This is a genomic window from Polaromonas sp. (assembly GCF_016185115.1).
Classification (GTDB): domain Bacteria; phylum Pseudomonadota; class Gammaproteobacteria; order Burkholderiales; family Burkholderiaceae_C; genus Polaromonas.
This window is the reverse complement of record NZ_JACPOF010000008.1, coordinates 202426-227693: the sequence shown is the minus strand read 5'-3', so window position 1 is coordinate 227693 and position 25268 is coordinate 202426. Positions and strand designations below refer to the sequence as shown.

The following is a 25268-nucleotide window of genomic DNA, read 5'->3' as shown; positions in this document are numbered from 1 at the left end:
TGGGGCTGGTGCCTACAGCGGCGACAGGGACGATGTCGGTGTCAGGGTTGAACTGGGGGTTCTTGTAGAGCTCTGGCGTCAGAGTCAGAACCGCTGCGGGGATAAAACCTATGGTGTAGCCGTCATTGGCGGAGCGCACCAAAGCGCTCATGCCGGGAATGCCGCCTGCGCCGGGGCGGTTGTCGACGATGACGCTCTGGCCCCAGGCGGTTCCGAGCTTGTCGGCGACCAGGCGGGCGATGACGTCGGGCGCGGCGCCTGCCGGGAAGGGCACGATCATGCGCACGGGCTTGTTGGGCCAGGCCTGGGCGAATGCGGAGGTACTCAGGCCGAGACCGAGGGTGGCTGCCAGGGCTACTGCGCACAGGCCGAGCTTGCGGCGCGTGGTGAAAGAGGTCATGTTTTTGTCTCCGGTATTTTTGATTTGTATTGGCTGAGGCTCCTGTGCAGGGGCTTCGCAAAACTCCCTGCAGGCCCCTGACCCACTCAGATGTCCAGCTTGAAGAGTTGTGCTGCGTTGGTGCGGCCAATCTTCAGGCGGTCAGCCTCGCTGATGGACGCCGAATCGAACCACTTCGCCGCATGGTCCACATTCTCAAAAGGCCAATCTGTCGAGAAGAGGATGCGATCGGCGCCAATTTCCAGCATGGCATCGATCAATGTCTGCGTGCGGAAGTTGCCCGAGGTGGTGATGTAGAAGTTGTTCTGGAAATACTCGCCAAAAGTCTTTTTGGCGGGGTAGGTCTTGGGCAGTTCAACCCATGCGTTGCGGTTGTCGATGCGCCACATGCTGTAGGGCAGGCCTTCGCCCATGTGACCAAGAATGATCTGCAGTTTGGGGTGCCGGTCGAACAGGCCTGAAGCCATCAGGCGCAGGGCGTGCACGGCCGTCTCCTGACCGAAGGCCCAGGTCGGGCCCATCAACCAGGGGTGGCCGTCGTAGATCTGCGCCCACGCGCCAATCGGGTTGCGCGGATGCAGGTAAAAAGGTACATCAAGTTTCTCAACGACATCCCAAAAACCGGCAAACTGCGGCGCGTCGTAATACACGCAGTTGTCCGGCGTGTTGGTTTGCGAGAAGCCATTGACCAGCGCCCCCTTGAAGCCCAGCTGTTTGACGCAACGCTCCATCTCGCGCGTAGCCATGTCGGGGTCCTGCAAGGGCAGCGCGGCAAATGCCTGAAAGCGCGTCGGGCGTTTGACCACCTGTTCAGCGAGGAAGTCATTCGCACGCATGGCAATCTCGTTGGCCTTCTGTGGCGATGGAATCGCCTGAACAGCAGGTGCATTGAGCGACAGGATCATCATCTCCATGCCGTTGGCATCCATCTCGCGCAAACGGTATTCCTGAACATCCAGCAAACGTTTGCTGAGTTCTTTCCAGTATTCGCCGGGCACAAAGCCGGCCGAGTCCTGCAATGTTTCGGGAATCGCAAAGTGCTCTTCCAGACCGATTTTTCCGTTCATCTGATTTCTCCTGTTGAATGTCTTTGGTTTGTGTGTGATGCCCGCTGCAGGACTGCACGCAGAGATGCGCTTCCGTTCAGTACTGCCCCTTGGGCTCCATGCCGAGCAGGTATTGCCCGACCATGGATGACACGGCATCCCAGTTCAGGCTGATATGGCGCGAGATGGCATTCGCATCACGCCACATGCGCTGCAGCGGCTGGTCAAGCGCCAAACCGCCACCACCCACGCTTGCAAAAACGGCTTCAACTGCATCGCGCGACAGCTTGGCGGCAAAAGCATGGTCACGGCGATTGCGGATGCGCTCTTCCATCGTGATGATGCGGCCGTCCGTGGCCATCTGCTCCACACCGGCGGTGTCGCGGTAGATCAGCAGGCGCGCAGCGTCCAGACTGGCACTGGCCTCGGCAAGCCGTGACTGCACAGGGAAAAATTCACTGAGGCGGTTACCCCCACCGGCCACAGCGCCGCGCGTCACGCGTGCGCTGGCCATATCCACAAATTCGTCAATCGCCCCTTGTGCGGTACCCAGTAACGGAGACACCAGGCACACCGGCACAGCCGACAGGAAGGGGATGCGGTAAATCGGGTTCTGGTTGACCGCGCATCCGGGCGGCATGTTGGACGAGGCTTCGGCAAAGGTCAGCTTGCGATGCTCGGGAATGAACGTCTTTTTGCTGATCACCACGGTTTTGGACCCGGTGCCTGACTGCCCCGCCATATACCAGTTGTCTTCAATCTCCCAGTCCTTGCGGGGCGCAAGCAGAAACCCGGCCTGCACGGTCTTGCCGTCATCGTTCGGCAACTGCACGCCGAGCATCGCCCACTGGGAGTTGTCAACGTTGGATGCCCACATCCATTTGCCCTCGACCATGTAGCCGCCCGCTACGCGCTCGGCTTTCACGACAGGCGCATAGGACACACACACGATGGCGTCGGGGTTGTCTTTCCACACATCGTCCTGGGCTTCAACAGGAAAGGTACCCACCAGCCACTGGTGAATCGCGCCGAGCGAGCACGCCCATGACGACGACGTACAGGCACGGCCGAGTTCGCTGATCACATCAGTGAATGCTGTGAAGCCGTACTCATACCCCCCATAACGCGCAGGCTGCATGAGTTTGAAAAACCCGGCTTTGCGAAACAGGTCGGTGGACTCATCAGACACACGGCGATCTTCTTCGGTCTGGCGCGCACGTTCACGAAGGTAAGGCCGCAGCCCGGTAGCTGCAGCCATGATTTCCGCAAGCGGCGGCGCACCGGGCACGGGAGAAAAACGCCCGGGCGCCCATGCGAAGTCTTCGTTGGCGCGTATGGACGCCGGCGGGTCAGCGAGTGAGTTCATGGGTTGTCCTCTTTGAAACGACTGGTGTTGAATGCATGTTTATTGCGGCAAATGTTATTTGCATTTGCATGTATTTTTATAAGGGCTTACCCTTGGTTTTAACTGTTGCATCAGAATTCATTTGATATTTTTCCAATGAACATTGCAAATAATTGCCAATTCTCCAGGTTGACAAAAAAAACTTACAGCTTCAAAATCCGTCAAAATTTAATTGCTTTTGCATTCAATGGATGACGGCTATTGACCCGCATGTCCATGCAACAGGTCGGTACACGCCACAGGCGAAAGAGACGGATTCCTCTCTCGCCACACGCCTGACCCGCAACAAAAGAAGGAGACAACGCCATGACCAAACCAGACGGCAATAGTCCGCATGCCAGCCTGCGGGCAGCTGACCCCAACCAGCCAGGATGCAGATTCATCAATGCTGAAGATTCATTGTCTGAATGCAAAAATGAATTAAAAACGGCACCAACCTCACCGGTCTATGCACCGGCAACGCGGTGACCTGAGTCATGCGCGGGTTGCTTCGGCAGGCAAGCCAACACGCACAACACAGGCATCAGGCCAGCACAGACATTCATCCGATCCATCCAGTTAACCCGAGGAAACAAACCATGAACGCGATCAAAAAAACCATTGCACTTTCACTCCTTGCATCTGCGCTCTCGCCCGTGTGGGCAGCCGACAGGATCAGGGTGGGTTTTCTCGCCACTGCGTCGCTTGCACCCACGATTGGCGTCTCCAAGGAAATCCGCGCGGGCTTCGATCTGGCCATCAAGGAGCTCGGCGGCAAGCTGGGCGGGCTGCCCGCGGAAGTCATCTTTGGCGACGACCAGGGCAACCCTGAAGTCGGCAAACAGGTGTTTGACCGCATGGTCAAGCGCGACAAGATCGACCTGGTCACGGGTACTGTCGCTTCTGGCGTGGTCTATGCCATCGCGCCTCAAGCTGCGCAACAACAGGTCCTGTTCATCAACACCAATGTCGGCCCGCACGACCTGGTCGGCGCCAAATGCAGCCCCTACTACTACAACACCGGCTGGCACATTGAGGCGGTGAATGAGGCCATGGGCAAGCACCTGACCGAAGCCGGTGCGAAAAAGGTTTACGTGATTGGCGCAGGCGTGCCCGTTGGCAAGGAGCACCTCGAAGCGTTCAAGAAAACCTTCAAGGGCAGCATCGCCGGCGAAACCTATTTCAAGCCGCAGACGCTGGACTTCAGCGCCGAGCTGGCCCAAATCCGCGCGGCCCAGCCTGACGCCGTCTACGCATTCGCATTCGGTCCGCTGGCTGTCAACTTCATCAAGCAGTACGCACAGGCCGGCCTGAAATCGATCCCGCTGTACGGCTCTGCTCCGCTGGCTGACGAAGAAACGATTGCATCGGTCGGCGAAGGCACCAATGGCGTCACCACCGGCGGTCACTGGAGCCTCGATTTGCCCAACGCAGCAAACAAGCAGTTCAGCCAGGCCTTCCTGAAGGAATACCGCCGCCCAGCCACGCTGTACAACGAGCAGGGTTACACCACCGCACTGGTGATTGATGCCGCAGTCAAGGCCGTCAAGGGCAAGATTGAGGACAAGGCCGCACTGCGCAAGGCGTTTGAAAGCGTGAAGCTCGATGCGCCGCGCGGCCCCTTCCGCTTCAATGTGGACCACAGCCCGATCGAAAACGTCTACCTGCGCAAGGTCATGAAATCCAACAGCGGCGAACTGTTCAACCAGACGCAAAAAACCATCGCGACACAGCAGACTGCCAGCAACGCATCTGCCTGCCGCATGTAAGCTCAACAGGGAGTCGAGTTGTCTACGTTTTTTATGGAGCAGACCCTTAACGGTCTGCAGCTGGGGCTCATGCTTTTCCTGCTCGCAGCCGGGCTGACGCTTGTGTTCGGCATCATGGACCTGATCAATCTGGCCCATGGTTCGCTCTACATGTTCGGCGGCTTCCTGACCGTGGTCTTCATGCGGCTGACCGGCAATTTTGCGCTGGCGCTTCCGCTGGGCATCATCGCGACAGGGCTGGTGGGTGCCTTGCTTGAAATGAGTCTCTTGCGACGGCTTTACGGACGCAGCCACCTCAGCCAGGTTCTGGCCACCTTCGGCCTGATCCTGGTCTCCAACGATGTGATCCGCTTCTTCTTCGGCCCCAGCGCCGTCATGCTGGACATGCCTGCAGCCCTGAGCCAGCCATTGACGCTGGCGAACGGGTTTTCGTATTCCTCCTACCGGCTGGTGGTCATCGCCGCCGGCATCGTCACGGCCATTCTTTTGAGCCTGCTGATCAACCGTACGCGCTTTGGCATGTGGATCAGGGCCGGTGCGTCCGACCGCGAAACTGCACAAGCCATGGGCGTGAACATCAAGCTTGTGTTCACGCTGGTGTTTGCGCTCGGCGCCATGTTGTGCGCCCTTGCGGGCGGCCTGCTGGGTCCGCTGTTTTCAGTGCAGATGGGCATGGGCGAAAGCATCATCATCCTGGCTTTTGTGGTCGTGGTGATTGGCGGCATGGGCTCCATCAAGGGCGCGTTCCTCGGCGCCATTGCCATCGGCTTTCTCGACACCTTTGGCCGCTCCGTGCTGCCGTCGGTGATGCGCACCTACTTCCCCGATCTTTCCGCCGACACCATGGCCCCGGCCATCGCTGCCATGCTGACCTACGCACTGATGATCGCGGTGCTCATATGGCGTCCCCAGGGCCTTTTCAAGACAGCATGATGCCGACCACAGACTCCCTCCCCAGTGCGGCACCTTCCGTCGTGAAACAGATTCCAGAATTCAAAACCACAGCTCTGCTCACTGGCCCGCAATGGACGGCAGCGTTGCTGGCCATGGCCGCAGCCATTGTGTTTCCAGTCGCCGCCACGGCGACGGACCACAGCTTCTACATCGGCTTTGTCACGCGCATCATGATTTACGTCATTGTCGTGAGCAGCCTGAACCTGCTGGTCGGTTACGCCGGCCTGGTGAGCTTTGGCCATGCCGCCTATTTCGGTGTGGGCGCCTACGCAGTGGGCGCTGCCACACTGCTGGGCGGTGACGTCCTTCCCAAATGGGTTGCCAGCGCCTGGGTCGCCTGGCCGTTCGCCATGCTGGTGGGCGCCGTGCTGGCCGCAGCAGTCGGTGCGCTGGCCCTGCGCACGCGGCAGGTCTACTTCATCATGATCACGCTCGCCTTCAGCCAGATGGTGTATTACCTGTTCATCGGCATGAAAAGTTTCGGCAGCGACAACGGCATGAGCCTGGCCAGCCGATCGGGGTTCGGGCTGGGCCTTGATCTGGCGAATGACACCACCTTCTACTATGTGGTGTTTGTACTCACGGCCGCGACCATGTTCCTGTTGACGCTTGTGGTGCGCTCAAGGTTTGGGGTGGTGATGCGCGGCATCAGCGAGAACGAGTCGCGCATGTCTGCCATCGGCATACCCGTGTACCGCTACAAGCTGGTGTGCTTCATCATCGCCGGTGCTTTCGCAGGCCTGGCCGGTGCGCTGCTGGCCAACCAGAACGCCTACGTCAGCCCCAGGGTGCTTGACTGGACGCAATCGGGCATCCTGCTGATGATGCTGATCGTCGGCGGCGTGGGTTACCGCTGCGGCGGCATTTACGGTGCTGTACTGCTGCTGGTACTTGAAGAAGTGATTTCCAGCCATACCGAGTACTGGCAGTTTTTTGTCGGCATTGGCCTGATATCGGTAGTTCTGTTCGGCAACAATGGTATCGCCAGTCTGATCGAAAAATTCACCGCGCTGTTCAGCCGCAAAAAAGCTGCTGCGATCGAGGGAGGTACGCCATGAGTGCGCCCGTCCTTCGCATCAACAAGCTTGTCAAGCGCTTCGGCGGCATCCTGGCCACGGATCATGTGAGCCTGGACATTGCCCCCCACACCATTCATGCGCTGATTGGCCCCAACGGCGCCGGCAAGACCACGCTGGTGCACCAGCTGGCCGGCACGCTGATGGCTGATGAAGGCAGCATCGAATTTCTGGGCAACAACATTGCCCGCCTGCCCATACACAAACGTGTGGCCCGGGGGATCGCACGCTCCTACCAGCTCACAAATATCTTTGCCAGCTACACGGTGCTGCACAACGTGCTGCTTGCGGTACAGGCGCGCAGCGGGTCGAGCTTCAGGTTTTATGGCTCACCTTTCAACGAACGGGAACTCATTACCGAAGCGATGGACATCATCGCCATGGTGGGCCTTCAGGGCAGTGCGCAGCAACTGACCAAATCCCTGTCTTACGGCGAACAGCGTCGCATAGAAATCGCACTGGCCCTGGCAACGCGCCCCAAACTCCTGCTGCTCGATGAACCCCTGGCCGGCATGGGCACATCAGATGCAGAGCAAATCGTGCATTTGATCGAACGCCTGAAAGCACAGACCACCATTGTGCTGATTGAACACGACATGCACGCCGTCTTCCGGCTTGCAGACCAGATCAGCGTACTGGTCTACGGAAAAGTCATAGCCACCGATGCACCAGACGCCATCAGGGCATCACCAGCCGTGCGCAAGGCTTACCTGGGCGATGAGGAAACGTTGTGAACAAGTGTCTTGAACTCGTGAATGTGCAATCGGCATACGGCGACTGCAAGGTGCTGTTTGGCATGAGCCTGACCATCAACGCCGGTGAGGTGGTCACGCTGGTCGGACGCAACGGCATGGGCAAAACAACCACGGTCCGGTCCATCATGGGCCTGACCCCTGCGCAATCCGGCGACATCACTTTCGCCGGCCAACCGATACGCGGCATGCGGCCCGAGAAAGTCGCAGCAGCGGGCATCTCGCTGGTGCCCGAAGGACGCCGCATCTTCCCCAACCTCTCGGTCACCGAGAACCTCCAGGCTTTCGCCCGGCCAGGCGCATGGACCCTTGAAAAAGTGTTCGAGCAGTTCCCCTCGCTGGCACGCCGCAAGGCCAACCTGGGCAACCAGCTGTCGGGCGGCGAGCAGCAGATGCTGGCCATTGGCCGCGCGCTGCTGCGTAATGGCCAGTTGCTCATCATTGATGAGGCGACAGAAGGCCTGGCACCGCTGATAAGGCAGGAGATCTGGGCCTGCCTCAAGCGCCTGAAAGCCGAGGGCATGGCCATCCTGCTGATAGACAAATACCTCGAACCATTGCTTCAAATCGGCGACCGCCACAACGTGATTGACCGCGGCGTCGTGGTCTGGAGCGGCGACTCCGATGCACTCAGAAAGGCCTCAGATGTCTGGGAAAAATATGTCGGTGTTTAAAAATGTGAATTCCCTGCAAAGGCGAACCATCCTGGTTCAGGGAATCGGGGCTGCCCTGAGTGTGGGCGCCGCCTCGCGGGCGTCCGCCGCAGAAAACGGCGTGACAGACAAGGAGATCCTGCTTGGTCAGTCCACTGCCCTTTCCGGCCCGCTGCTCGAAGTCGCACGACCCTTCAACGAAGCTGCCAACGGCTATTTCGATTTCATCAACAAGCAGGGCGGCATCAACGGCCGGCGTATCAGGCTGCTGACAAAGGATGATGGCTACGTCGCGGCCAAAACTGCCGACAACGTCAAGGACATGATAGAGAACGACAAGGTTCTGGCCATCTTCGGCGTGCTGGGTGTGCTCAACACAGTGGCGGCCTTGCCTGTTGCCACAAACCTGAAGACGCCCTTCCTGTTTCCCATGAATGGCGATGCCGCAATACGCCGCACACCCAATCGCTACTACTTCACCACCACCGCAAGCTTTGAGGATGAAATCGACAAGCTGGTAGGCCATGTTGCCACCATAGGGGCGAAGAACGTGTCGGTTGCACACCTCAAGAACCCGTTTGGTGTGGCCATCAAGCAGGCTACAGAACGTGCACTCACCAGCCGCGGCCTGAAGATGCGCTCCAGCGTCGAGTTCGACCTGCAGGGCGACAAGACAAAAGCAGCGACCGAGTTGCTGGCCACAAAACCCGACGCGGTCATTCTCGGTGCGGTCGGCACCAACGCTGCGGACTTCATACGTGCATTCAAGGACGGCGGTTCTGCGGCCCTGCTGCTGGCGTTTTCAGGCGTGGGCACGGACATTGTTTTCAAACAGCTTGGCGAGAAAAGCAATGGCCTCGTCGTATCGCAGATCGTGCCTTTCCCGACCACATCGGCGATCCCGCTGGTACGGGAATACCAGTCCGTCGGCAAGAGCAGGGGCTCATCGGATTTCACCCACCTCGGGCTGTGGGGCCACGTCTCTGCCCGCATGATGGTTGAATCGCTGAAAAAAACAGGGCGTGACCTCACCCGGGAAAGACTCATGGACGCGATTGAAAGCATCAGAAACATGGACCTCGGCAACTACGTCGTCGAATTCGGACCTGACAAACACCACGGCTCGCGCTTTGTAGACATCACGCTTTTGAACCGCAACGGCAAGCTGGTCAAGTGAGGCTGGGCTCGCAAGAGCTCGTGGTTAACCCTCAAAAATGCGATGTGTTTCTGATATCGCAGCGCAAGTCCTGCCATCTTTCGCAAATCAGTTCAGGCCTTTAAATTCGGGCCAAATACAGGGAGACAAGTCATGATCAACCGCAGGCGCCTGATCGCCGCATCCGCTGGCGTGGCCATTCCCGCACTCGGTCTGCCTGGCAGCGCTTTTGCGCAGCAGGACAAAATTACCCGCATCATCGTCGGCTTCCCGCCCGGTGGTGGCACGGACGTCGCCGCACGCAGCCTGGCTGAAAAAATACGTGGCAGCTACCCCGCAGGGCTGCTGGTCGAGAACAGGCCTGGTGCAGCAGCAAGGCTGGCAGTGGAGTACGTCAAGAACAGCCCGCCAGACGGCACGACCATGCTGTTCACGACAGATTTTGCGATGACGATTTATCCGCACAGCTTTCGCAAGCTGAACTACGACCCGGTCAAGGATTTCGCACCTGTCGCCGTCTGCGCCAAAACATCGCTGGCCTTCATCGTCGGGCCTACCGTGCCTGAAAGCGTCAGGACACCCGCTGATTTTGTGGCCTGGTGCAAGGCCAACCCGAAACAGGCGGCCTACGCATCAACCTCTGCGGGCGCCACGCCGCATTTTGCAGGCCTGATGTTTTCAAAGGCCGCCGGCATTCCTATCCTGCACGTGCCCTACAAGGGCGGCGCGCCTGCGCTGCAGGACCTCATGGGCGGCCAGATCGCGTCCAGCTTCAACCCGGTTGGCGAAGTGCTGCCGCAGCTCAAGTCCGGCCGGCTGCGCGTTCTGGCGACCACCGGCGCACAGCGCAACAAGTTCATGCCTGATGTACCGACCATGGTCGAGCTGGGCTTCAGGGATGTGGTCGCAGAAGTCTGGCTCGGTGTGCTGATGCCCGCCGCCACGCCGCCAGCCGTGGTGGCCAGGGCAGCAACAGCCATCAACGATGCACTGAAGTCGCAGGAGCTCAAGGACACTTATGCCAAATTCGGCATGGAGGCCGCGCAGGGCACGCCGCAAAGCTTTGCCGAACTCATCAGGTCGGACCTGGCCGCATGGGGGCCGGTGATCAAGGCATCGGGCTTTACTGCTGAAGAGTGAACCGAGACCACACACGCAATTACCAACAGGACTTTCCGGAACACACCATGAAACTGGTCACCATCAACAACACAACATCCGGCTCACCCGGCGCCATGCTGGCATCGGGCGAAATCCTTCACCTGGCCAAAGCCGCAAAGGCAGGAACGCTTGAAGCATGGATACCTGGCAGCGTGCGCGAGATCCTCGAATCGGGCGCAGACGGCCTTGCCGTGGTTAAAAAGCTGGTCAAGCGTGTAGAAGCCTCATCCCCGGCTGAGCTCACACAACTGCGCGAAACAGGCGCACTGACCGGTGCCGACACACGCCTGCTCACACCCGTGCCCAACCCGCGCCTCATCGTCGCGGCCGGCCTGGCCTTCAAGTCCCACCTCGCCGAGATGGCTGGCACGCCAACACCCGCCAAACCCACAGGCTTCATCAAAAGCGTGAACTCCATCGTTGGTTCCGGCGCGTCCATCACCGTTCCACCCGACGCCTCAGGCCACGTCGATTACGAGGGTGAACTCGCGGTCGTGTTCGGCAAGACCTGCCACCGCGTGAGCGCCGCAGACGCGATGAGCCACGTCGCGGGCTACATGGCGGCCAATGACGTGTCGGCGCGCGACTGGGTCAAGGACGTGTGGGAGGCCAGGGAAGCCTGGCCCGCGCGCCTGACCTGGGAGACCAACATCATGGGCAAGCAGTTCGACACATTCACGCCCATGGGACCGGTACTTGCCACTGCAGATGACATTGGCGATGTCACAGCGCTTGAGATCGTCACACGCCTCAACGGCAAGGAGATGCAGAAGGCACCCATCAGCGACCTGATCTTCACGCTGGCAGAGACCATCGCCTACTTCTCGAAGTGGTACACCTTCCAGCCAGGCGACATCCTGCTGACCGGCACGCCCGCAGGCGTCGGCGTGGGCCGCAAGCCGCCAGTGTTCATGAAGGCTGGCGACGCGATCGAGATTGAGGTCAGCGGCATTGGCACGCTGAAGAACGTGCTCAAAGCCGCAGCCTGACCAGCACATGCATGCAGGCGCCGTGCCTGCATGCCCAGAAGTGCACCGTCGCTGCCCATATGGCCAGCACCCACCAGATCAACGATGCATTTGTAAATCGAAGGACGTCCCTTCACCGGGGAGCAGGTATTCGAGGGTGCGCAGGCGTCATGGGATGTCGTCCGGTGTTCCGCGCTGTCCCCGCTGGCGATATTGGTTTCTGGCCGGCCCACATTCGCGCAACGCATGGGACAAATCATGTTTTGTTGTTGGACGTTTTTTACCTGCACTTTTAATATCTTTATATGTCCTCCACCACGTCTGCCACTTACACCATCACCCTGAGCCCCAGCGGCAAAACCTTTAGTTGCGCCACCAATACCGATGTATTGAAGGCCGGCCTTGCGAACGGCATTTCCCTGCGTTACAGCTGCCGCTCCGGTGTATGCCGTACCTGCCGTGGCCGCGTGATCAAAGGTCAGGTCGATATCGGCAACGTCAATTCAAACTACCTGTCTGATGCAGACAAGGCGCTGGGTTATGCGCACCTGTGCTGCGCGACACCCCGCAGCGATTGCGTGATTGAAGCGGATGAAATCGAACTCGGCCAGGCACCCGCCACAAAGTTTCCGGCGCGCGTAATGAAGCTCGACAAACTCGCACCCGATGTCATGCAGATCACCCTGGGCCTGCCGCCCAACGAGCCGCTCAAATACCTGGCCGGCCAGTACATCGACCTGCCCCTGGCCGACGGCGCACGCCGCTCATACTCCATCGCCTCCGCACCCACGACCGAAGGCCTGCGCCAGATAGAACTGCATGTGCGCCACATGCCAGGCGGTGTCTTCACCGACAGGGTGTTCAGCAGCATGAAGCTGCGCGACCTGTTGCGGGTCGAGGCACCACATGGTTTTTTCTACCTCGATGAAAAGAGCGACAAGCCCATGGTGATGCTGGCGTCGGGCACCGGCTTTGCGCCCATCAAGTCCATCATCGAGTACAGCCTGCAAAAGGGCATGACGCGGCCCATCCACCTCTATTGGGGTGGCCGCAAGCGGGAAGACATCTATATGCATGAACTCGCCACGCAGTGGGCCAAAGAGCACGCGCACATCCACTACACGCCGGTGCTGAGCAACGCCACCGAAGCCTGCGCATGGCAGGGGCGCCAGGGCTTTGTGCACAACGCCGTGATCGAAGACATTGACAATCTTGCGGGCCACCAGGTTTATGCCTGTGGCGCGCCACTGATGGTCGATGCCGCACGGCGTGATTTCGTCAATCTCTGCGGCCTGCCAGACGACCAGTTTTTTGCCGACTCTTTTGTCAGCGAGGCTGACAAGGCTCGTGCGCACGCAGCGTCATCAAACAGCAACAACACTACCCCCATGGAGACCAGCAATGTCTGACAGCCCCCTTCCTGAAAATTGCCGCGTAGACCCCGAGCCGCGCGATTCCATCCTCAAGCCCTATGTCCTGGGCCACGGCACGCTGGAATGTTTCAGCCTGGCCGAGTCACGCAGGTTCTATGAAGAGTTCCTCGGGCTCGAATGCGTGCGCCACGCCAAGCCGGCCATGGCCGTGCGCCTGGGCATGCGCTTTCACATCGTGTGTGTCGAGGTCGGTGACCAGATCCACCCCTGCAATGTGCTCAACCACTGGGGCCTGGACGTGCAGTCGAAAGAAGAAGTCGACCAGGCTCACGCACGCTGCCTGCAGTACAAGGACAAATACAAGATACGCCAGGTGCTGGACGTGCAGGACATGCATGGCGTGTATTCGTTCTACTTCGAAGACCTGGACCACAACTGGTGGGAGATCCAGTACTACGAAGGCGGATTCACGCACGATGACTATTTTGATTTTGGCGACCGTTTTGACATGGAAGAAGCTGCTGTGGCCTGATTTTTTCAAGGTACTCACGACAGCGAGAAGCCCGCATCTGCGGGCTTTTCTGTTGGGCAACTCAAGCGCCTGCAGGTTTTACCCGGCTGATGTGAGAGGCAAAAAATGTGTTCATGCCGATGCCCGTACAAGCGCTCAATCCATATGCGCAAACATGGTTTGTCCCGCCACTGGCATTTGCGCGGTCAGAATGGATCCGGTCGCCGATTCAACGATGTAGAGCGTCTTGCGGTCAGCGCCCCCATAAACGATATTGGCGATTGAAAGTCCGGCACAGGTATTGACGCGGTACAGGGGTTCGCCCAGCGGCGAGAAGAGCCACAGACAACCAAGCCCTGTGTGGGCAATGGCCAGATTGCCAGCTTCATCCACCGCCATTCCATCCGGCCCTGTCCCGCCCGACATCTGGATGAAGATGCCGGAGGTACCTACTTTCGAGTTGCCGACCAGACCTGGCGGGACATCCAGCGGAACTTTCCATATCGAGTTGGTGCGCGTCACCGCGACATAAAGCGACTGCTGGTCCGGGCTTAATACCAGGCCGTTTGGGCTGGCAATATCGGCAAGGATAATCTCGGTTTCCCCACGCGGCGTCACGCGCACTACCCGGCCATACGGGCGTTGTATGTCGCTGTTGCCCTGGTCGGTGAAATACAGGTCACCGTTGACTGCGAAGGTGAGATCGTTCGGACCGTGCAGGCGCTCGTTGGCGACCTGAATGACGTATGGCTCGATCCTTTTTGTCTTCGGATCTATGGTGATGATGCCGTTGCGGTAGTCGGCCACGAACAGGCGGCCGTCCTTGTGGATTTTCAGGCCGTTGGGTTCACCGTCGTACGCCAGAAAGAGTGACAACTCGCCGTCCGGCGTGATCTGAAAAATCCTGCCCCAGGGTACGTCGGTGAAATAAAAGGTACCGTCACGCGCGATTGCCGGGCCTTCAAGATAAAACCTGCGGTTGGCATAGCGTCCGGAAGTGCGGCCTGTGATGTGAAAGCGTTCGGGCAAACACGCAAGCAGGGTTGTCGCGATGACGGGTGGGGCTGCGAACATGGGAAGTTGTCTCCGTACAAAAAAAAGAAGGAGACCTGGGCGTGGTTCCTTGACTTGACAGTGCGGCAGATGATGCGCGCCGGAAAGAAGAAAATCCAATACCGGTTGGAGCTGCAACGTGATACTCCGCGGGAATCACGGTTGTATGCACGCTGTGTTTTTTGCTCTACATTCGGTGCGTTGCGGCGCACCCATACAAGAGCAGGAGACAAACTTTTGGAACTACGGCATCTTCGGTACTTTATTGCCGTGGCGGAAGAACTCAACTTCCGGCGCGCGGCCGAGCGCCTGCATATCAGCCAGCCGCCTCTCAGCCTGCAAATCAAGGCACTGGAGGAAGAGGTGGGTGGTACGCTGTTTGAACGTACCAAGCAACACGTCTTCCTGACGCCAGCCGGGCTGGTATTTCTCAAACACGCCAGGCACGTGCTCGATGAAGCTGACAAGGCCAAACTGTCGGTAAGGCAGGCACTGAGCGGCGAAGTGGGCGAACTGCGGATAGGCCTGACGCCTTCTTCGGAGTTTCAGCCTTATCTGCCCGCAACAATACAGTCATTTCGCGCCAGATATCCCGGCATTGTCCTGACCCTTGCAGAGATGACGTCCAGCGCGCAAATAGCCGCCATAGCAGAACACAAGCTGGACCTTGGCGTTGTGCGCAAGCCCAGCGGGCGACTTTTATCGGGCGTCCGCCTTGCCAGGCTCAGCACCGATCCCGCACTGCTGGCCATGCACGAAAGTGCGCCATTGACAAAAAAGACCCAGCTCCAGATCGCCGAATTGAAAAACCTTCCCCTCGTCTGTCTGTCGCGCGCAAGCGGGGCGGGTCTGCATGAGTTCGTCACTGGCTCATGCTGGGCAGCAGGGTTCACTCCAAACATCGTGCAGGAGGTCAGGGAGGTTTCGACCATGATCGCACTGGTCGCTGCGGGCTTTGGTGCCGCAATAATTCCCGCGCCGCTGCGGCGTTTGCAGCTCGACCGGGTGGTCTATCGACCTCTGTCAGGCAAGGGCACGCGCACCGACCTGTTCGTGGCCGATCACAGCAAAGACAGGAACCGGTGGGTGACCGAATTCAAGCAAATGCTTATCGGCGAAGCCGGCCAGGGGATATGAGAGCGCCCTGTGGCATCACTCCTGCGGAGTGAATCCCACAGTTTTCACAATTTCTTTCCATTGCGCATAGTCCGACCGCAGGGTCTGCGCAAGTTCCTGGGGGCGGCTGCCCTCGGCACGCATATCCAGCTCTGCGAGGGTTTTAATAACCTCGGGCAACGCAGCCGCAGCGCGAATGGCGGAGCTGGCGCGCTCCACGATCTCCTGATCGGTGCCTGCGCGCATGAAGAAAGAAAACTGCTCGACATTGGTGACCCTGGGATATCCCTGCTCGGCCATGGTCGGAATCTGCGGCAGCAGCTCCCAGCGTTTCGGGCTGGTCACGGCCAGAATCCGGAGCTTGCCTGCCTTCACAAACGGCGCAGCATTTCCAGGGGAAATCATGACCGCGGCAACCTGTCCACCAACCACGTCAGTCAGGGCGGCAGAAGTACCTTTGTAGGGCACATGGTTCAGGGGTACGCCAGCTGATCGGGCCAATGTCGCGCCAAGAAAATGCGGACTGCTGCCCTCGCCCGGAGAGCCAAAGCTGGCCTGGCCCGGATTGGCCCGACACCAGGCCAGGAACTGGGGCAGGTCTTTGACAGTCGCAGGGACCATGGGGCCGACAACAAGGGCGAATGTGACTGTCACGCCGCGCGACACCGGGACCAGATCCTTGAAAGGGTCGTAACTCAACGACTTGTAAATATGGGGATAAAGCGTCAGCACGGAAGTGGGCGTCAGCAACAGCGAGCTTCCATCCGCCGGCGCACCCCTCACTGCTTCCAGCCCGATCCGTCCGGCGGCGCCGGGCTTGTTCTCGACAATCACATTGTCAGCGTACTTGCCCTTCAGGCGCTCAGCGAAGACGCGGCATGCCAGGTCACCGCCGCTTCCGGCTGGAAAGCCAAGAACTATGCGCGCCTGGCGCAATTGCGCCTGTGCATGCGCTGCCCCGCCCAGGGTAACTCCGCACGTCAACTGGCCCAATGCGCCGAGTGCCACCAGCTGCCGTCTGTTTATCGTGATCATGTTTATGTCTCCTGGCGACGATATTGGGCCCATCGGCCCTGCCGGTCCAATACTCTTTTCAGGCGCCTGCTGATAGCTGAACGGGATTGGACGGCATACACATGCCGCGACACCATGCAGCCATAGCAACAACACCATCCGTCACTCCGGGTGCATGGTACGGCCTGCAGGTGCCATACGCCTTTACTCAGCTGCGGACAGAAAAAGGAACTCCCATGAAGCGTAGAGACATGTTGATCGCCGCCGCCACTGCAGCAGCAGGCGGCGTTGCCCGGGCACAGCCGTATCCCGGCAAGCCGATCCAGCTGGTGGTGCCTGCCGCTGCCGCCGGCCTGGCGGATCTGGTGGCACGCGTCCTCGCTGCGACCCTCGAACGCATTCTGCAACAGCCGGTGACGGTGCAAAACCGTATCGGCGCCGGAGGATTGATCGGCACGGCCTTCGTGGCCAAGGCACCAGCCGATGGTTACACCCTGCTGTTCAGCCTGACCAGCCATGCGACCCTGCCCGAAGCCGAGCAGGTCCGCGGCCGGGCTCCGGCGTATGAGTTGAATCAGTTCAAGGCCATCGCCCGCGTGTCTTATGAACCCACACTGTTGGTGGCCAGCAATGCCGCCGGTGAGCAGGGGCTGCAAAAACTGGTTGAACGCGCCCGCAAGGCACCGATGACGGTGAGCTACGCTTCCACCGGTTACTACGCCAATTCGCATGTCGGCATCGAGGGTTTTGCCCAGGCTGCGGGCCTGAAGCTGATTCATGCGCCCTACCAGGGTGGCGCGCAAGCGCTCTCAGCCGTCGCGGGCGGTCAGGTGGACTTGACCACGGCCGGTGTGGCGACCGCCGCCAGCTTCGCCAAGTCTGGCCGCCTGCGCATACTGGGCGTGCTGGGAAACCGTCGCATCGCGACGATGCCCGATGTACCGACGCTGCGCGAACTGGGCTATGACACCGACTACTACGTCTGGACCGGCCTTTTCGCACCGGCAGCTACACCGGCGCCCGTGCTGGACACACTGCGCAGGGCAATGAAGACGGCCAGCACGGACCCGCAGTTCAAGGCGGCGCTGGAGAAAATGGACACGACGCTGGACTACCAGGATGCGCCGGAGTTTGAACGCTTTGTGCAGGCTGAAGGCCAACGGCTGGGCGAGATCACCCGCAGGATAGGCAAGGTCGGCGAGTAGCGGGTTGCTCCCATCGGTAACGCCCCCTGCCTCATGCTCACCAACCACACCGTCTGGACGGCTTAGCCGGGCCGCCAGACCATACAGCTATCAAAACAAGATCCAGCCATGCCTATCGTTCTCAACCCGGCGCTGCAGAGGCTGCGCAACAAACAGATTGCGCTGGGCTTCGGCGTATCGCAACTGCGCGGCGCCATTGCGCCACAACTGGCCAGCGCCGCAGGTTATCACTGGCTCTCCATTGACACCGAACACGGCGCATTTACGCTGGGTGAAGTCGCGCAGATCTGTATCGCTGCCCTCCCTGTCGGCATCACGCCGATTGTGCGGGTGCGCCCGCAGGCCCTTGACGAAGGTGCGCGGGCACTGGACAACGGCGCGCAGGGCGTGATTGTTCCCAACGTCAACACGGTTGAGGATGCCAGGCGGCTGGTGGAAGCATTTCGTTATCCGGATCGCGGGACAAGGAACTGGGGCCCGAATGGCTTGCAGTTCGGATGGGATATACCGCCGGTGGCACAGGCCCAGCAGGAGATGGACCGCGAAGTGCTGGTGATTGCCATGCTTGAAACAGCGCAGGGCATCGCCAATGCGGACGCGATTGCGTCAGTCGCGGGCATAGACATGCTGTTCATTGGCGCAGTCGATCTGTCAATCGATCTCGGAATCCCCGGGCAGTTCGGGCATGAGCACATGCGCAAGGCGTTTCGCGACGTGTCTGGAATCTGCCAGCGGCATGGCAAATACCTGGGCATGGGTGGTGTGTATGACGAAGAAATAACGCGTTCATATATGGCCATGAATGCCACTTTCGTGGCTGGAGGCAGTGACCAGGCTTTCCTGCTTGCCGAGGCCAGAAAACGCGCGCGCTTTCTTGAACAATGTGGTGCATCTGGTGAGTCCCGCCGCAGTGCTTGAGCCAGGCGCGTCTTTATCCACATCCTTCCGCGACCAATAAAAACAGCCCCAGGCGACAAGCACCTGGGGCTGTTTACAGACAATTTCAAAAAGTTTCTTTTAGAACGGGATGTCGTCGTCCATGTCATCAAAGCCGCTCGAAGACTTGGCAGGCGAGGCTGCAGGAGCCTGCCGTGGTGCTGCAGCCGGTGCGCGGGCTGCCGGGGCGCTGCGCTGCGGTGCATCGTAACCGCCATCATCTCCACCGCCGCCACCGCCGCCCATGCCCTGGCGGCTACCCAGCATCTGCATGCTGTCGGCGCGAATTTCGGTGCTGTATTTTTCGATGCCGTCCTTGTCGGTCCACTTGCGCGTGCGCAGGCTGCCTTCAACGTAGACCTGCGACCCCTTGCGCAGGTACTGGCCTGCGATTTCAGCCAGGCGGCCGAAGAAGCTGACGCGGTGCCATTCGGTGATTTCCTTCATCTCGCCGCTGGTCTTGTCCTTGTAGCGGTCTGTGGTGGCGATGGTGACGTTGGCCACCTGGTCGCCATTGGGGAAAGATCGGGTTTCCGGGTCACGGCCCAGGTTGCCGACGATGATGACTTTATTGACTGAGGCCATGGTTTTTTCTCCTGATTTTCACAGTTTAACTGGCAAGGACGGGAACAGACTTCCGGGGTACCTTCATCGGCCAGGCGACCACCAGCCACAACAACATGAGCCCGCCGCAGACGATAAACAAGCCCTGCACGCCATGCGCCTTGGTGATCCAGCCGCCTATGGCACCGCCGGCAAAGAAACCCAACGACTGCAGCGTGTTGTAAACGCCCAGCGCCGCGCCACGGGCATGCGGAGGCGCCACGCGTGAGGCCAGGCTGGGCTGGGTGGCTTCCAGCACGTTAAAACCGCAGAAAAACAGAAACAGCAAGGCAGACAGCCAGCCCAGGCTGGACGTGGCCATGCCAGACACCAGCAGCAGCCCCAGCTGTACGACAAAAATAATGCCTATGGCCCAGAGAAACACCGCACGCAGGTAACCTCGACGCTCCAGCGGGAAAAGCACCATGCCCAGCGCGACAAATGACAGCAGCACGGCGGGAAGGTAAACCTGCCAGTGCCGCGCCTTGTCCAGGCCCGCAGCCACCAGCAAGGCGGGTACCGCCACCCACATGGCCAGTTGCACTGCATGCAATATGAAGACGCCAAAGTCCAGGCGCAACAGCGGCACGTCCCTGAGGACTTCCATCACGCTGCCGCGCGGCCTGTCCTTGTGCACCAGCGGCTCGGGCGGCACCCACCAGATCACGGCGGCGATGGCTGCCAGCGCCAGCGAGCCTGTCAGCGCAAACAGGCCGTGCAGGCCGATGTAGCCGGCCAGCGTGGGCGCCAGCACCAGCGACAGCGCAAACATCAGCGCAATGCTGCTGCCGACCAGCGCCATGGCCTTGGTGCGCACCTCATCGCGGGTCAGGTCGGCCAGCATGGCCGTGACGGCGGCTGAAATGGCACCCGCTCCCTGGATGGAGCGGCCAATGATCAGCCAGTTGAGGTCAGGTGCCCAGGCCGCCACAAAACTGCCCAGCGCAAACATCACCAGCCCGGCAATCATCACGCGTTTGCGGCCCCACCAGTCAGAGGCGATGCCAAAGGGAATCTGCAAAATGCCCTGCGTCAGGCCATAAATACCCATCGCCAGCCCCACCCGGGCCGGATCGTCACCGCCGGGGTAACGGGCGGCTTCCAGCGCAAACACGGGCAGCACCAGAAACAGCCCCAGCATGCGCAGGGCAAAAATCGCCGCCAGAGAGCCGCTGGCGCGCCGCTCTGTGGCGGTCATGGGGTGTGAATGGTGGGTGGCAGAAGGCGCGGTCAAGGCAGATACCGGGAAAAAGTCAAAAAAGCGTGGCCCGGGAGAGAGCGTAACCCGATATTGTGCTTGAAAGCGCCCGTCGGTCTATGATGGAGAGTTTTGCGGCGCCTGCATTCAATTGAACTCTCCTGACGACAGCAAATACCTTGCAAAAGGAACCGGCGACGGGCCGCCCCTAGCAGGTTCAGCCCCCCCGGGGGGCAGCGAACTACGCGAAGCGAGGAGCGTGGGGGCTCATCCCTTGGCAGCGCAACGGATCAGCATCCGTGGCGCACGCACGCACAACCTCAAGAACATTGATCTTGATATTCCGCGCAACCAGCTGGTGGTCATCACCGGGTTGAGCGGTTCGGGCAAGTCGTCTCTGGCCTTTGACACGCTGTATGCCGAAGGCCAGCGCCGTTATGTTGAAAGCCTGAGCACCTACGCACGGCAGTTTCTGCAACTGATGGACAAGCCCGATGTGGACATGATCGAAGGCCTGTCGCCTGCGATTTCCATCGAGCAGAAAGCCACCAGCCACAACCCGCGCTCCACCGTCGGCACGGTGACCGAGATTCACGATTACCTGCGCCTGCTGTTCGCCCGCGCCGGCACGCCCTATTGCCCGATACACGACCTGCCGCTGCAGTCACAAAGCGTCAGCGAGATGGTCGACCACGTGCTGGCCCTGCCCGAAGACACCAAGCTGATGATCCTCGCCCCCGTGGCGCGTGACCGCAAGGGTGAATTTGTTGATGTGTTTGCCGAAATGCAGGCCCAGGGTTATGTGCGTTTTCGGGTTGACGGCGTGTCATATGAGTTCGACGACCTGCCCAAACTCAAGAAGACCGAGAAGCACAACATCGATGTGGTGATAGACCGCATCAAGGTGCGGCCCGACATGCAGCAGCGCCTGGCCGAAAGTTTTGAGGCCGCGCTGCGCCTGGCCGACAGCAAGGCGATTGCACTGGAGATGGACTCTGATAAAGAGCACCTCTTCAGCGCCAAATTCTCCTGCCCCGTCTGCAGCTATTCATTGAGCGAGATGGAGCCGCGGCTCTTTTCCTTCAACTCGCCCGTGGGTGCCTGCCCGACCTGCGACGGCCTGGGCCACATGGAGTTTTTTGACCCGGCGCGTGTCGTCGCCTTCCCATCACTGAGTCTGGCCAGCGGCGCCGTCAAGGGCTGGGACAGGCGCAACGGCTATTACTTCTCGATGCTCGAAAGCCTGGCCAAACACTACAAGTTCGACATAGACACCGCCTTTGAAAACCTGCCCGACGAGGTTCAGCAGGTCGTGTTGCACGGCTCGGGTGAAGAAGAAATCAAATTCAGCTACGTGATCGATTCGGGTGCCAACGCAGGCCGCAAGCACGCCAAAAAGCATGCATTTGAAGGCGTGATCACCAACTTCGAGCGGCGTTACCGCGAGACCGACTCTGCCGCCGTACGCGAAGAGCTGGCCCGCTACCGCAGCATCCAGTCCTGCCCCGACTGCAACGGCACGCGCCTGCGCGAAGAGGCGCGCCACGTGTATCTGGTCAGTGCGCCGGACGACCAAGGCGCAGTGCACCGCAAGGCGATTTTTGAAATCAGCCACACCACGCTGCGCGAGAGTTTTGATTATTTCGACCAGCTCAAGATGCTGGGTGCCAAGGCCGAAATTGCCGGCAAGGTGGTGCGCGAGATCGGCCTGCGGCTGAAGTTTCTCAACGATGTCGGCCTGAACTATTTGAGCCTGGACCGCAGCGCCGAGACACTCTCGGGCGGTGAATCGCAGCGCATACGACTGGCCTCGCAGATCGGTTCGGGCCTGACGGGCGTCATGTATGTGCTTGACGAGCCCAGCATAGGCCTGCACCAGCGAGATAACGACCGACTGATTGGCACGCTCAAACACCTGCGTGACATCGGCAATAGCGTGCTGGTGGTCGAGCATGATGAAGACATGATTCGCGCCGCTGACCACGTCATCGACATGGGACCGGGCGCCGGCATTCACGGCGGGCGCGTGATGGCGCAGGGCACGTTTGAAGAAGTCAAAAACAGCCCCGATTCACTCACCGGCAAATACCTGGCACAGACGCTGAAGATTGCCGTGCCCACACGCCGCACGCCGTGGATACCTGTAGTGAAGAATGAAGCACCGGTTGAAAAAAAGAAGTCACGCTTTCCGCCCAGCCCGGCAGCCGAACGTCGCGCCGCGCGCGAGGCCGTGCACCTGGCCACGCTGGGTGACATGCAGGCGCTGCGTGTCATCAACGCCACCGGTCACAACCTCAAGAATGTCAGCGCCGAATTTCCCGTCGGCCTGCTGACCTGCGTGACCGGCGTGTCGGGCTCGGGCAAATCGACGCTGGTCAACGACACGCTTTACGCCGCCGTGGCCCGCACGCTGTACCGCGCGCATGAAGAGCCGGCACCGCACGAAAGCATTGAAGGCATAGAACACTTCGACAAGGTCATCAACGTCGACCAGTCGCCGATTGGCCGCACGCCGCGCAGCAACCCTGCGACCTACACGGGCCTGTTCACGCCGATACGCGAACTGCTGGCCGAGATGAACACCGCACGCGAGCGGGGCTACGGCGCAGGCCGCTTCAGCTTCAACGTGGCCGGCGGCCGCTGCGAGGCCTGCCAGGGCGACGGCGTGGTCAAGGTCGAGATGCACTTTCTGCCCGACGTGTATGTGCCCTGCGATGTCTGCAAGGGCATGCGCTACAACCGCGAAACGCTGGAAGTGCAGTACAAGGGCAAGAACATCGCGCAGATCCTCGACCTCACGGTTGAAGTGGCGGCCGAGTTCTTCAAGGCCGTGCCCACCATTGCGCGCAAGCTGCACACGCTGCTCGATGTGGGCCTGAGCTACATCAAGCTCGGCCAGGCTGCGACCACGCTGTCGGGCGGCGAGGCGCAGCGCGTCAAGCTGGCGCTGGAACTGAGCAAGCGCGACACTGGCCGCACGCTCTACATCCTGGACGAGCCGACCACTGGCCTGCACTTCGCGGACATTGATTTGCTGCTCAAGGTGCTGCACCAGTTGCGCGATGCGGGCAACACGATCGTGGTGATCGAGCACAACCTCGACGTCATCAAGACGGCGGACTGGCTCATCGACATGGGTCCCGAAGGCGGCGCAGGCGGCGGCACGGTGGTGGGCGTAGGCACACCCGAAGACATCGCCGCCAACCCGGACAGCCACACCGGTCGTTACCTGCAGCGCCTGCTGGCGTGAACGTGGTCACTTCGACCACCCCGAATATCTTCACGCGCCGCCAGACGGTGTTTGTGCTGGCCACGCTGTGCTGCCTGCTCTGGGGCAGCGCCTATCCGGCCATCAAGAACGGCTATGAGCTCTTCCATATCGCCGCCGGCGACACTCCGTCCAAGCTGGTGTTTGCCGGCTACCGTTTCTTTTTTGCCGGGCTCGTTTTGCTGGCCATCGCAGCCGTTGGAGGCAAGCCCCTCGTCAGCTTTGACAGGCGCACCTGGGGCCAGATCACCGTGCTCGGCTTTGTGCAAACCACGCTGCAGTATGTGTTCTTCTACATTGGCCTGGCGCACGCCACCGGCGTGAAGAGCTCGATCATGAACGCGACCGGCACCTTCTTCAGCGTGCTGCTGGCGCACTTCATCTACAAGAACGACCGCCTGAGTTTCAACAAGGTGCTGGGCTGCCTGGTCGGTTTCGCCGGCGTGATGGTCGTCAACTTCAGCGCCGGGCTCTTGACCTTTGACTTCACGCTGCTGGGCGAAGGATTTGTCGTGATCGCCGCCTTTGTGCTGTCGGCCGGCAGCATCTACGGCAAGAAGATTTCGCAAAAGGTCGACTCCGTCGTGCTCACCGGCTGGCAGCTGGCCATTGGCGGCCTGGTGCTCACGGTGGCAGGTTTTGCCACCGGCGGCGCAGTGACCGACTTCACCCTCAAGTCCACCGCGCTGCTGCTCTACCTGATCGCCCTGTCATCAGCCGCCTTCGCGCTGTGGACGATTCTGCTCAAGCACAACCGCGTCAGCACCGTCACCGTTTTCAACTTCATGATTCCGGTTTTTGGCACGCTGCTGTCAGCGCTGTTTCTGGGTGAAAGCTTTCTCGAATGGAAGAACGCGGCGGCGCTGGTGCTGGTCTGTCTGGGGATCTGGCTGGTGACGAAGGAAGAGAAAACGGTCATCCCGGCGCCTTGATACTATCTTTTCGATAGCTGCTCACGCTCGTGTCTATTGGCTTTCAACCGTTTTAGGGGTCAAAAATGGCGTGCTTTTGGCTGTTTTTTGAGGTTTGGGCGGTCAAAACCTGACTTGAATTCTCAAAAGTTAATATGGAAGTTAACTTTTCCCATTTTTTAACGTGTACGTTAAAAATGTCCGCAATATCCAATAAGTGGCCTGCAGGCAGCAGCGGCAAGCCCGGCGGGATAATCTCTCGAACAACGCCCTGTCTGGCTAGCTCCCCTCAAAAACAAGGACCCCATGTCATCCATAACCCTACGCTTCCTGGCCGAACCCAGCACCGTCAACTTTGGCGGCAAGGTGCATGGCGGCACGGTCATGAAGTGGATTGACGAAGCCGGTTACGCCTGCGCCACGCGCTGGGCCAAGCGCTATTGCGTGACGGTGTCTGTGGGCACCATTCGCTTCGGCCGGCCCATCATGATTGGCGACCTGGTTGAAGTCGAAGCGCGGCTGGCCTACACCGGCAAGACGAGCATGAACATCTCGGTCGAAGTGCGGGCCGGTGACATGAAGACGGGCGAGATGCAGGTGATCACCGAATGCCTGGTGGTGTTTGTGGCGGTGGATGAAGGCGGCAAAAGCCTGCCTGTGGAAGCCTGGCTGCCAGAAACGCCGGGCGAGGTGGCGCTGGCCGAGCGGGTGAAAGCGCATCTTGACGCTGCGCGTGCAATGAACCCCACCTCCTGAACTCC

Annotated in this window: 24 protein-coding genes; 17 read left to right on the top strand and 7 right to left on the bottom strand. The window is 59.9% G+C overall.

Annotated elements, in window-relative coordinates:
• The 3 genes from HYX42_RS06115 to HYX42_RS06105 all read right to left on the bottom strand — a co-directional run.
• A partial coding sequence (locus HYX42_RS06115; protein ID WP_293400895.1) for a tripartite tricarboxylate transporter substrate-binding protein occupies window positions 1-400 on the bottom strand: 400 nt, incomplete at its 3' end.
• Between the two features lie 86 nt (window positions 401-486).
• Window positions 487-1467, bottom strand: coding sequence for an amidohydrolase family protein (locus HYX42_RS06110; protein ID WP_293400893.1), 981 nt, complete (start codon window positions 1465-1467; stop codon window positions 487-489).
• A gap of 76 nt (window positions 1468-1543) precedes the next feature.
• Window positions 1544-2812: an acyl-CoA dehydrogenase family protein gene (locus tag HYX42_RS06105; protein ID WP_293400891.1), complete on the bottom strand. Its 1269-nt coding sequence runs from the start codon at window positions 2810-2812 to the stop codon at window positions 1544-1546.
• Between the two features lie 345 nt (window positions 2813-3157).
• On the opposite strand from HYX42_RS06105, the gene HYX42_RS06100 reads away from it, so the two are divergent.
• The 11 genes from HYX42_RS06100 to HYX42_RS06050 all read left to right on the top strand — a co-directional run bounded on the left by HYX42_RS06100 (window position 3158) and on the right by HYX42_RS06050 (window position 13224).
• Window positions 3158-3319, top strand: a complete 162-nt coding sequence (locus HYX42_RS06100) for a hypothetical protein (protein ID WP_293400889.1) — start codon at window positions 3158-3160, stop codon at window positions 3317-3319.
• 110 nt (window positions 3320-3429) lie between these two features.
• Complete coding sequence (locus HYX42_RS06095) at window positions 3430-4599, top strand: ABC transporter substrate-binding protein (RefSeq protein ID WP_293400887.1); 1170 nt, start codon at window positions 3430-3432, stop codon at window positions 4597-4599.
• A 33-nt stretch (window positions 4600-4632) separates the two neighbouring features.
• Window positions 4633-5532, top strand: a complete 900-nt coding sequence (locus HYX42_RS06090) for a branched-chain amino acid ABC transporter permease (protein ID WP_293400917.1) — start codon at window positions 4633-4635, stop codon at window positions 5530-5532.
• On the top strand, window positions 5532-6611 hold the full coding sequence (locus HYX42_RS06085) for a branched-chain amino acid ABC transporter permease (RefSeq protein ID WP_293400885.1): 1080 nt from the start codon (window positions 5532-5534) through the stop codon (window positions 6609-6611). The genes HYX42_RS06090 and HYX42_RS06085 overlap by 1 nt, the downstream gene beginning before the upstream one ends.
• On the top strand, window positions 6608-7363 hold the full coding sequence (locus tag HYX42_RS06080) for an ABC transporter ATP-binding protein (protein ID WP_293400883.1): 756 nt from the start codon (window positions 6608-6610) through the stop codon (window positions 7361-7363). The genes HYX42_RS06085 and HYX42_RS06080 overlap by 4 nt, the downstream gene beginning before the upstream one ends.
• Window positions 7360-8055 carry an ABC transporter ATP-binding protein gene (locus HYX42_RS06075; RefSeq protein ID WP_293400881.1) on the top strand — a complete coding sequence of 232 codons (696 nt, stop codon included), beginning with the start codon at window positions 7360-7362 and terminating at the stop codon, window positions 8053-8055. Before HYX42_RS06080 ends, HYX42_RS06075 begins: the two co-directional genes overlap by 4 nt.
• 4 nt (window positions 8056-8059) lie before the next feature.
• Window positions 8060-9211, top strand: coding sequence for an ABC transporter substrate-binding protein (locus HYX42_RS06070; protein WP_293400879.1), 1152 nt, complete (start codon window positions 8060-8062; stop codon window positions 9209-9211).
• 132 nt (window positions 9212-9343) lie between these two features.
• Entirely contained in the window at window positions 9344-10330 is a 987-nt protein-coding gene (locus HYX42_RS06065) for a tripartite tricarboxylate transporter substrate binding protein (protein ID WP_293400877.1), read from the top strand.
• A 47-nt stretch (window positions 10331-10377) separates the two neighbouring features.
• The gene (locus HYX42_RS06060; protein WP_293400875.1) at window positions 10378-11340 is read left to right on the top strand and encodes a fumarylacetoacetate hydrolase family protein; all 963 of its coding nucleotides are present in this window, start codon (window positions 10378-10380) and stop codon (window positions 11338-11340) included.
• 284 nt (window positions 11341-11624) lie between these two features.
• Complete coding sequence (locus HYX42_RS06055) at window positions 11625-12728, top strand: CDP-6-deoxy-delta-3,4-glucoseen reductase (RefSeq protein ID WP_293400873.1); 1104 nt, start codon at window positions 11625-11627, stop codon at window positions 12726-12728.
• Window positions 12721-13224 (top strand): VOC family protein, encoded by a 504-nt coding sequence (locus HYX42_RS06050; protein ID WP_293400871.1) that lies wholly within the window; start codon window positions 12721-12723, stop codon window positions 13222-13224. The genes HYX42_RS06055 and HYX42_RS06050 overlap by 8 nt, the downstream gene beginning before the upstream one ends.
• A gap of 135 nt (window positions 13225-13359) precedes the next feature.
• Here the strand turns inward: HYX42_RS06050 and HYX42_RS06045 are convergent, their stop codons facing one another.
• Window positions 13360-14277, bottom strand: coding sequence for an SMP-30/gluconolactonase/LRE family protein (locus HYX42_RS06045; RefSeq protein WP_293400869.1), 918 nt, complete (start codon window positions 14275-14277; stop codon window positions 13360-13362).
• Window positions 14278-14283: 6 nt separating this feature from the next.
• On the opposite strand from HYX42_RS06045, the gene HYX42_RS06040 reads away from it, so the two are divergent.
• Window positions 14284-15393 (top strand): LysR substrate-binding domain-containing protein, encoded by a 1110-nt coding sequence (locus HYX42_RS06040; protein ID WP_293400867.1) that lies wholly within the window; start codon window positions 14284-14286, stop codon window positions 15391-15393.
• A gap of 15 nt (window positions 15394-15408) precedes the next feature.
• Here HYX42_RS06040 and HYX42_RS06035 read toward each other — a convergent pair whose 3' ends face one another.
• On the bottom strand, window positions 15409-16407 hold the full coding sequence (locus HYX42_RS06035) for a tripartite tricarboxylate transporter substrate-binding protein (protein WP_293400865.1): 999 nt from the start codon (window positions 16405-16407) through the stop codon (window positions 15409-15411).
• 215 nt (window positions 16408-16622) lie between these two features.
• Here HYX42_RS06035 and HYX42_RS06030 point away from each other — a divergent pair, with 215 nt between their 5' ends.
• Together HYX42_RS06030 and HYX42_RS06025 are read left to right on the top strand one after the other, a co-directional pair.
• Entirely contained in the window at window positions 16623-17591 is a 969-nt protein-coding gene (locus HYX42_RS06030) for a tripartite tricarboxylate transporter substrate binding protein (RefSeq protein WP_293400863.1), read from the top strand.
• 108 nt (window positions 17592-17699) lie between these two features.
• Window positions 17700-18509, top strand: coding sequence for an aldolase/citrate lyase family protein (locus HYX42_RS06025; protein WP_293400861.1), 810 nt, complete (start codon window positions 17700-17702; stop codon window positions 18507-18509).
• A 99-nt stretch (window positions 18510-18608) separates the two neighbouring features.
• Here HYX42_RS06025 and ssb read toward each other — a convergent pair whose 3' ends face one another.
• Window positions 18609-19112 carry a single-stranded DNA-binding protein gene (gene ssb / locus HYX42_RS06020; protein ID WP_293400859.1) on the bottom strand — a complete coding sequence of 168 codons (504 nt, stop codon included), beginning with the start codon at window positions 19110-19112 and terminating at the stop codon, window positions 18609-18611.
• Window positions 19113-19137: 25 nt separating this feature from the next.
• On the bottom strand, window positions 19138-20328 hold the full coding sequence (locus HYX42_RS06015) for an MFS transporter (RefSeq protein WP_293400857.1): 1191 nt from the start codon (window positions 20326-20328) through the stop codon (window positions 19138-19140).
• A gap of 259 nt (window positions 20329-20587) precedes the next feature.
• On the opposite strand from HYX42_RS06015, the gene uvrA reads away from it, so the two are divergent.
• The 3 genes from uvrA to HYX42_RS06000 all read left to right on the top strand — a co-directional run bounded on the left by uvrA (window position 20588) and on the right by HYX42_RS06000 (window position 25263).
• Window positions 20588-23578: an excinuclease ABC subunit UvrA gene (gene uvrA, locus HYX42_RS06010; RefSeq protein WP_293400855.1), complete on the top strand. Its 2991-nt coding sequence runs from the start codon at window positions 20588-20590 to the stop codon at window positions 23576-23578.
• 2 nt (window positions 23579-23580) lie between these two features.
• Window positions 23581-24528, top strand: a complete 948-nt coding sequence (locus HYX42_RS06005) for a DMT family transporter (protein WP_293400853.1) — start codon at window positions 23581-23583, stop codon at window positions 24526-24528.
• 285 nt (window positions 24529-24813) lie between these two features.
• The gene (locus HYX42_RS06000; protein WP_293400851.1) at window positions 24814-25263 is read left to right on the top strand and encodes an acyl-CoA thioesterase; all 450 of its coding nucleotides are present in this window, start codon (window positions 24814-24816) and stop codon (window positions 25261-25263) included.
• Window positions 25264-25268 lie beyond the last annotated feature (5 nt).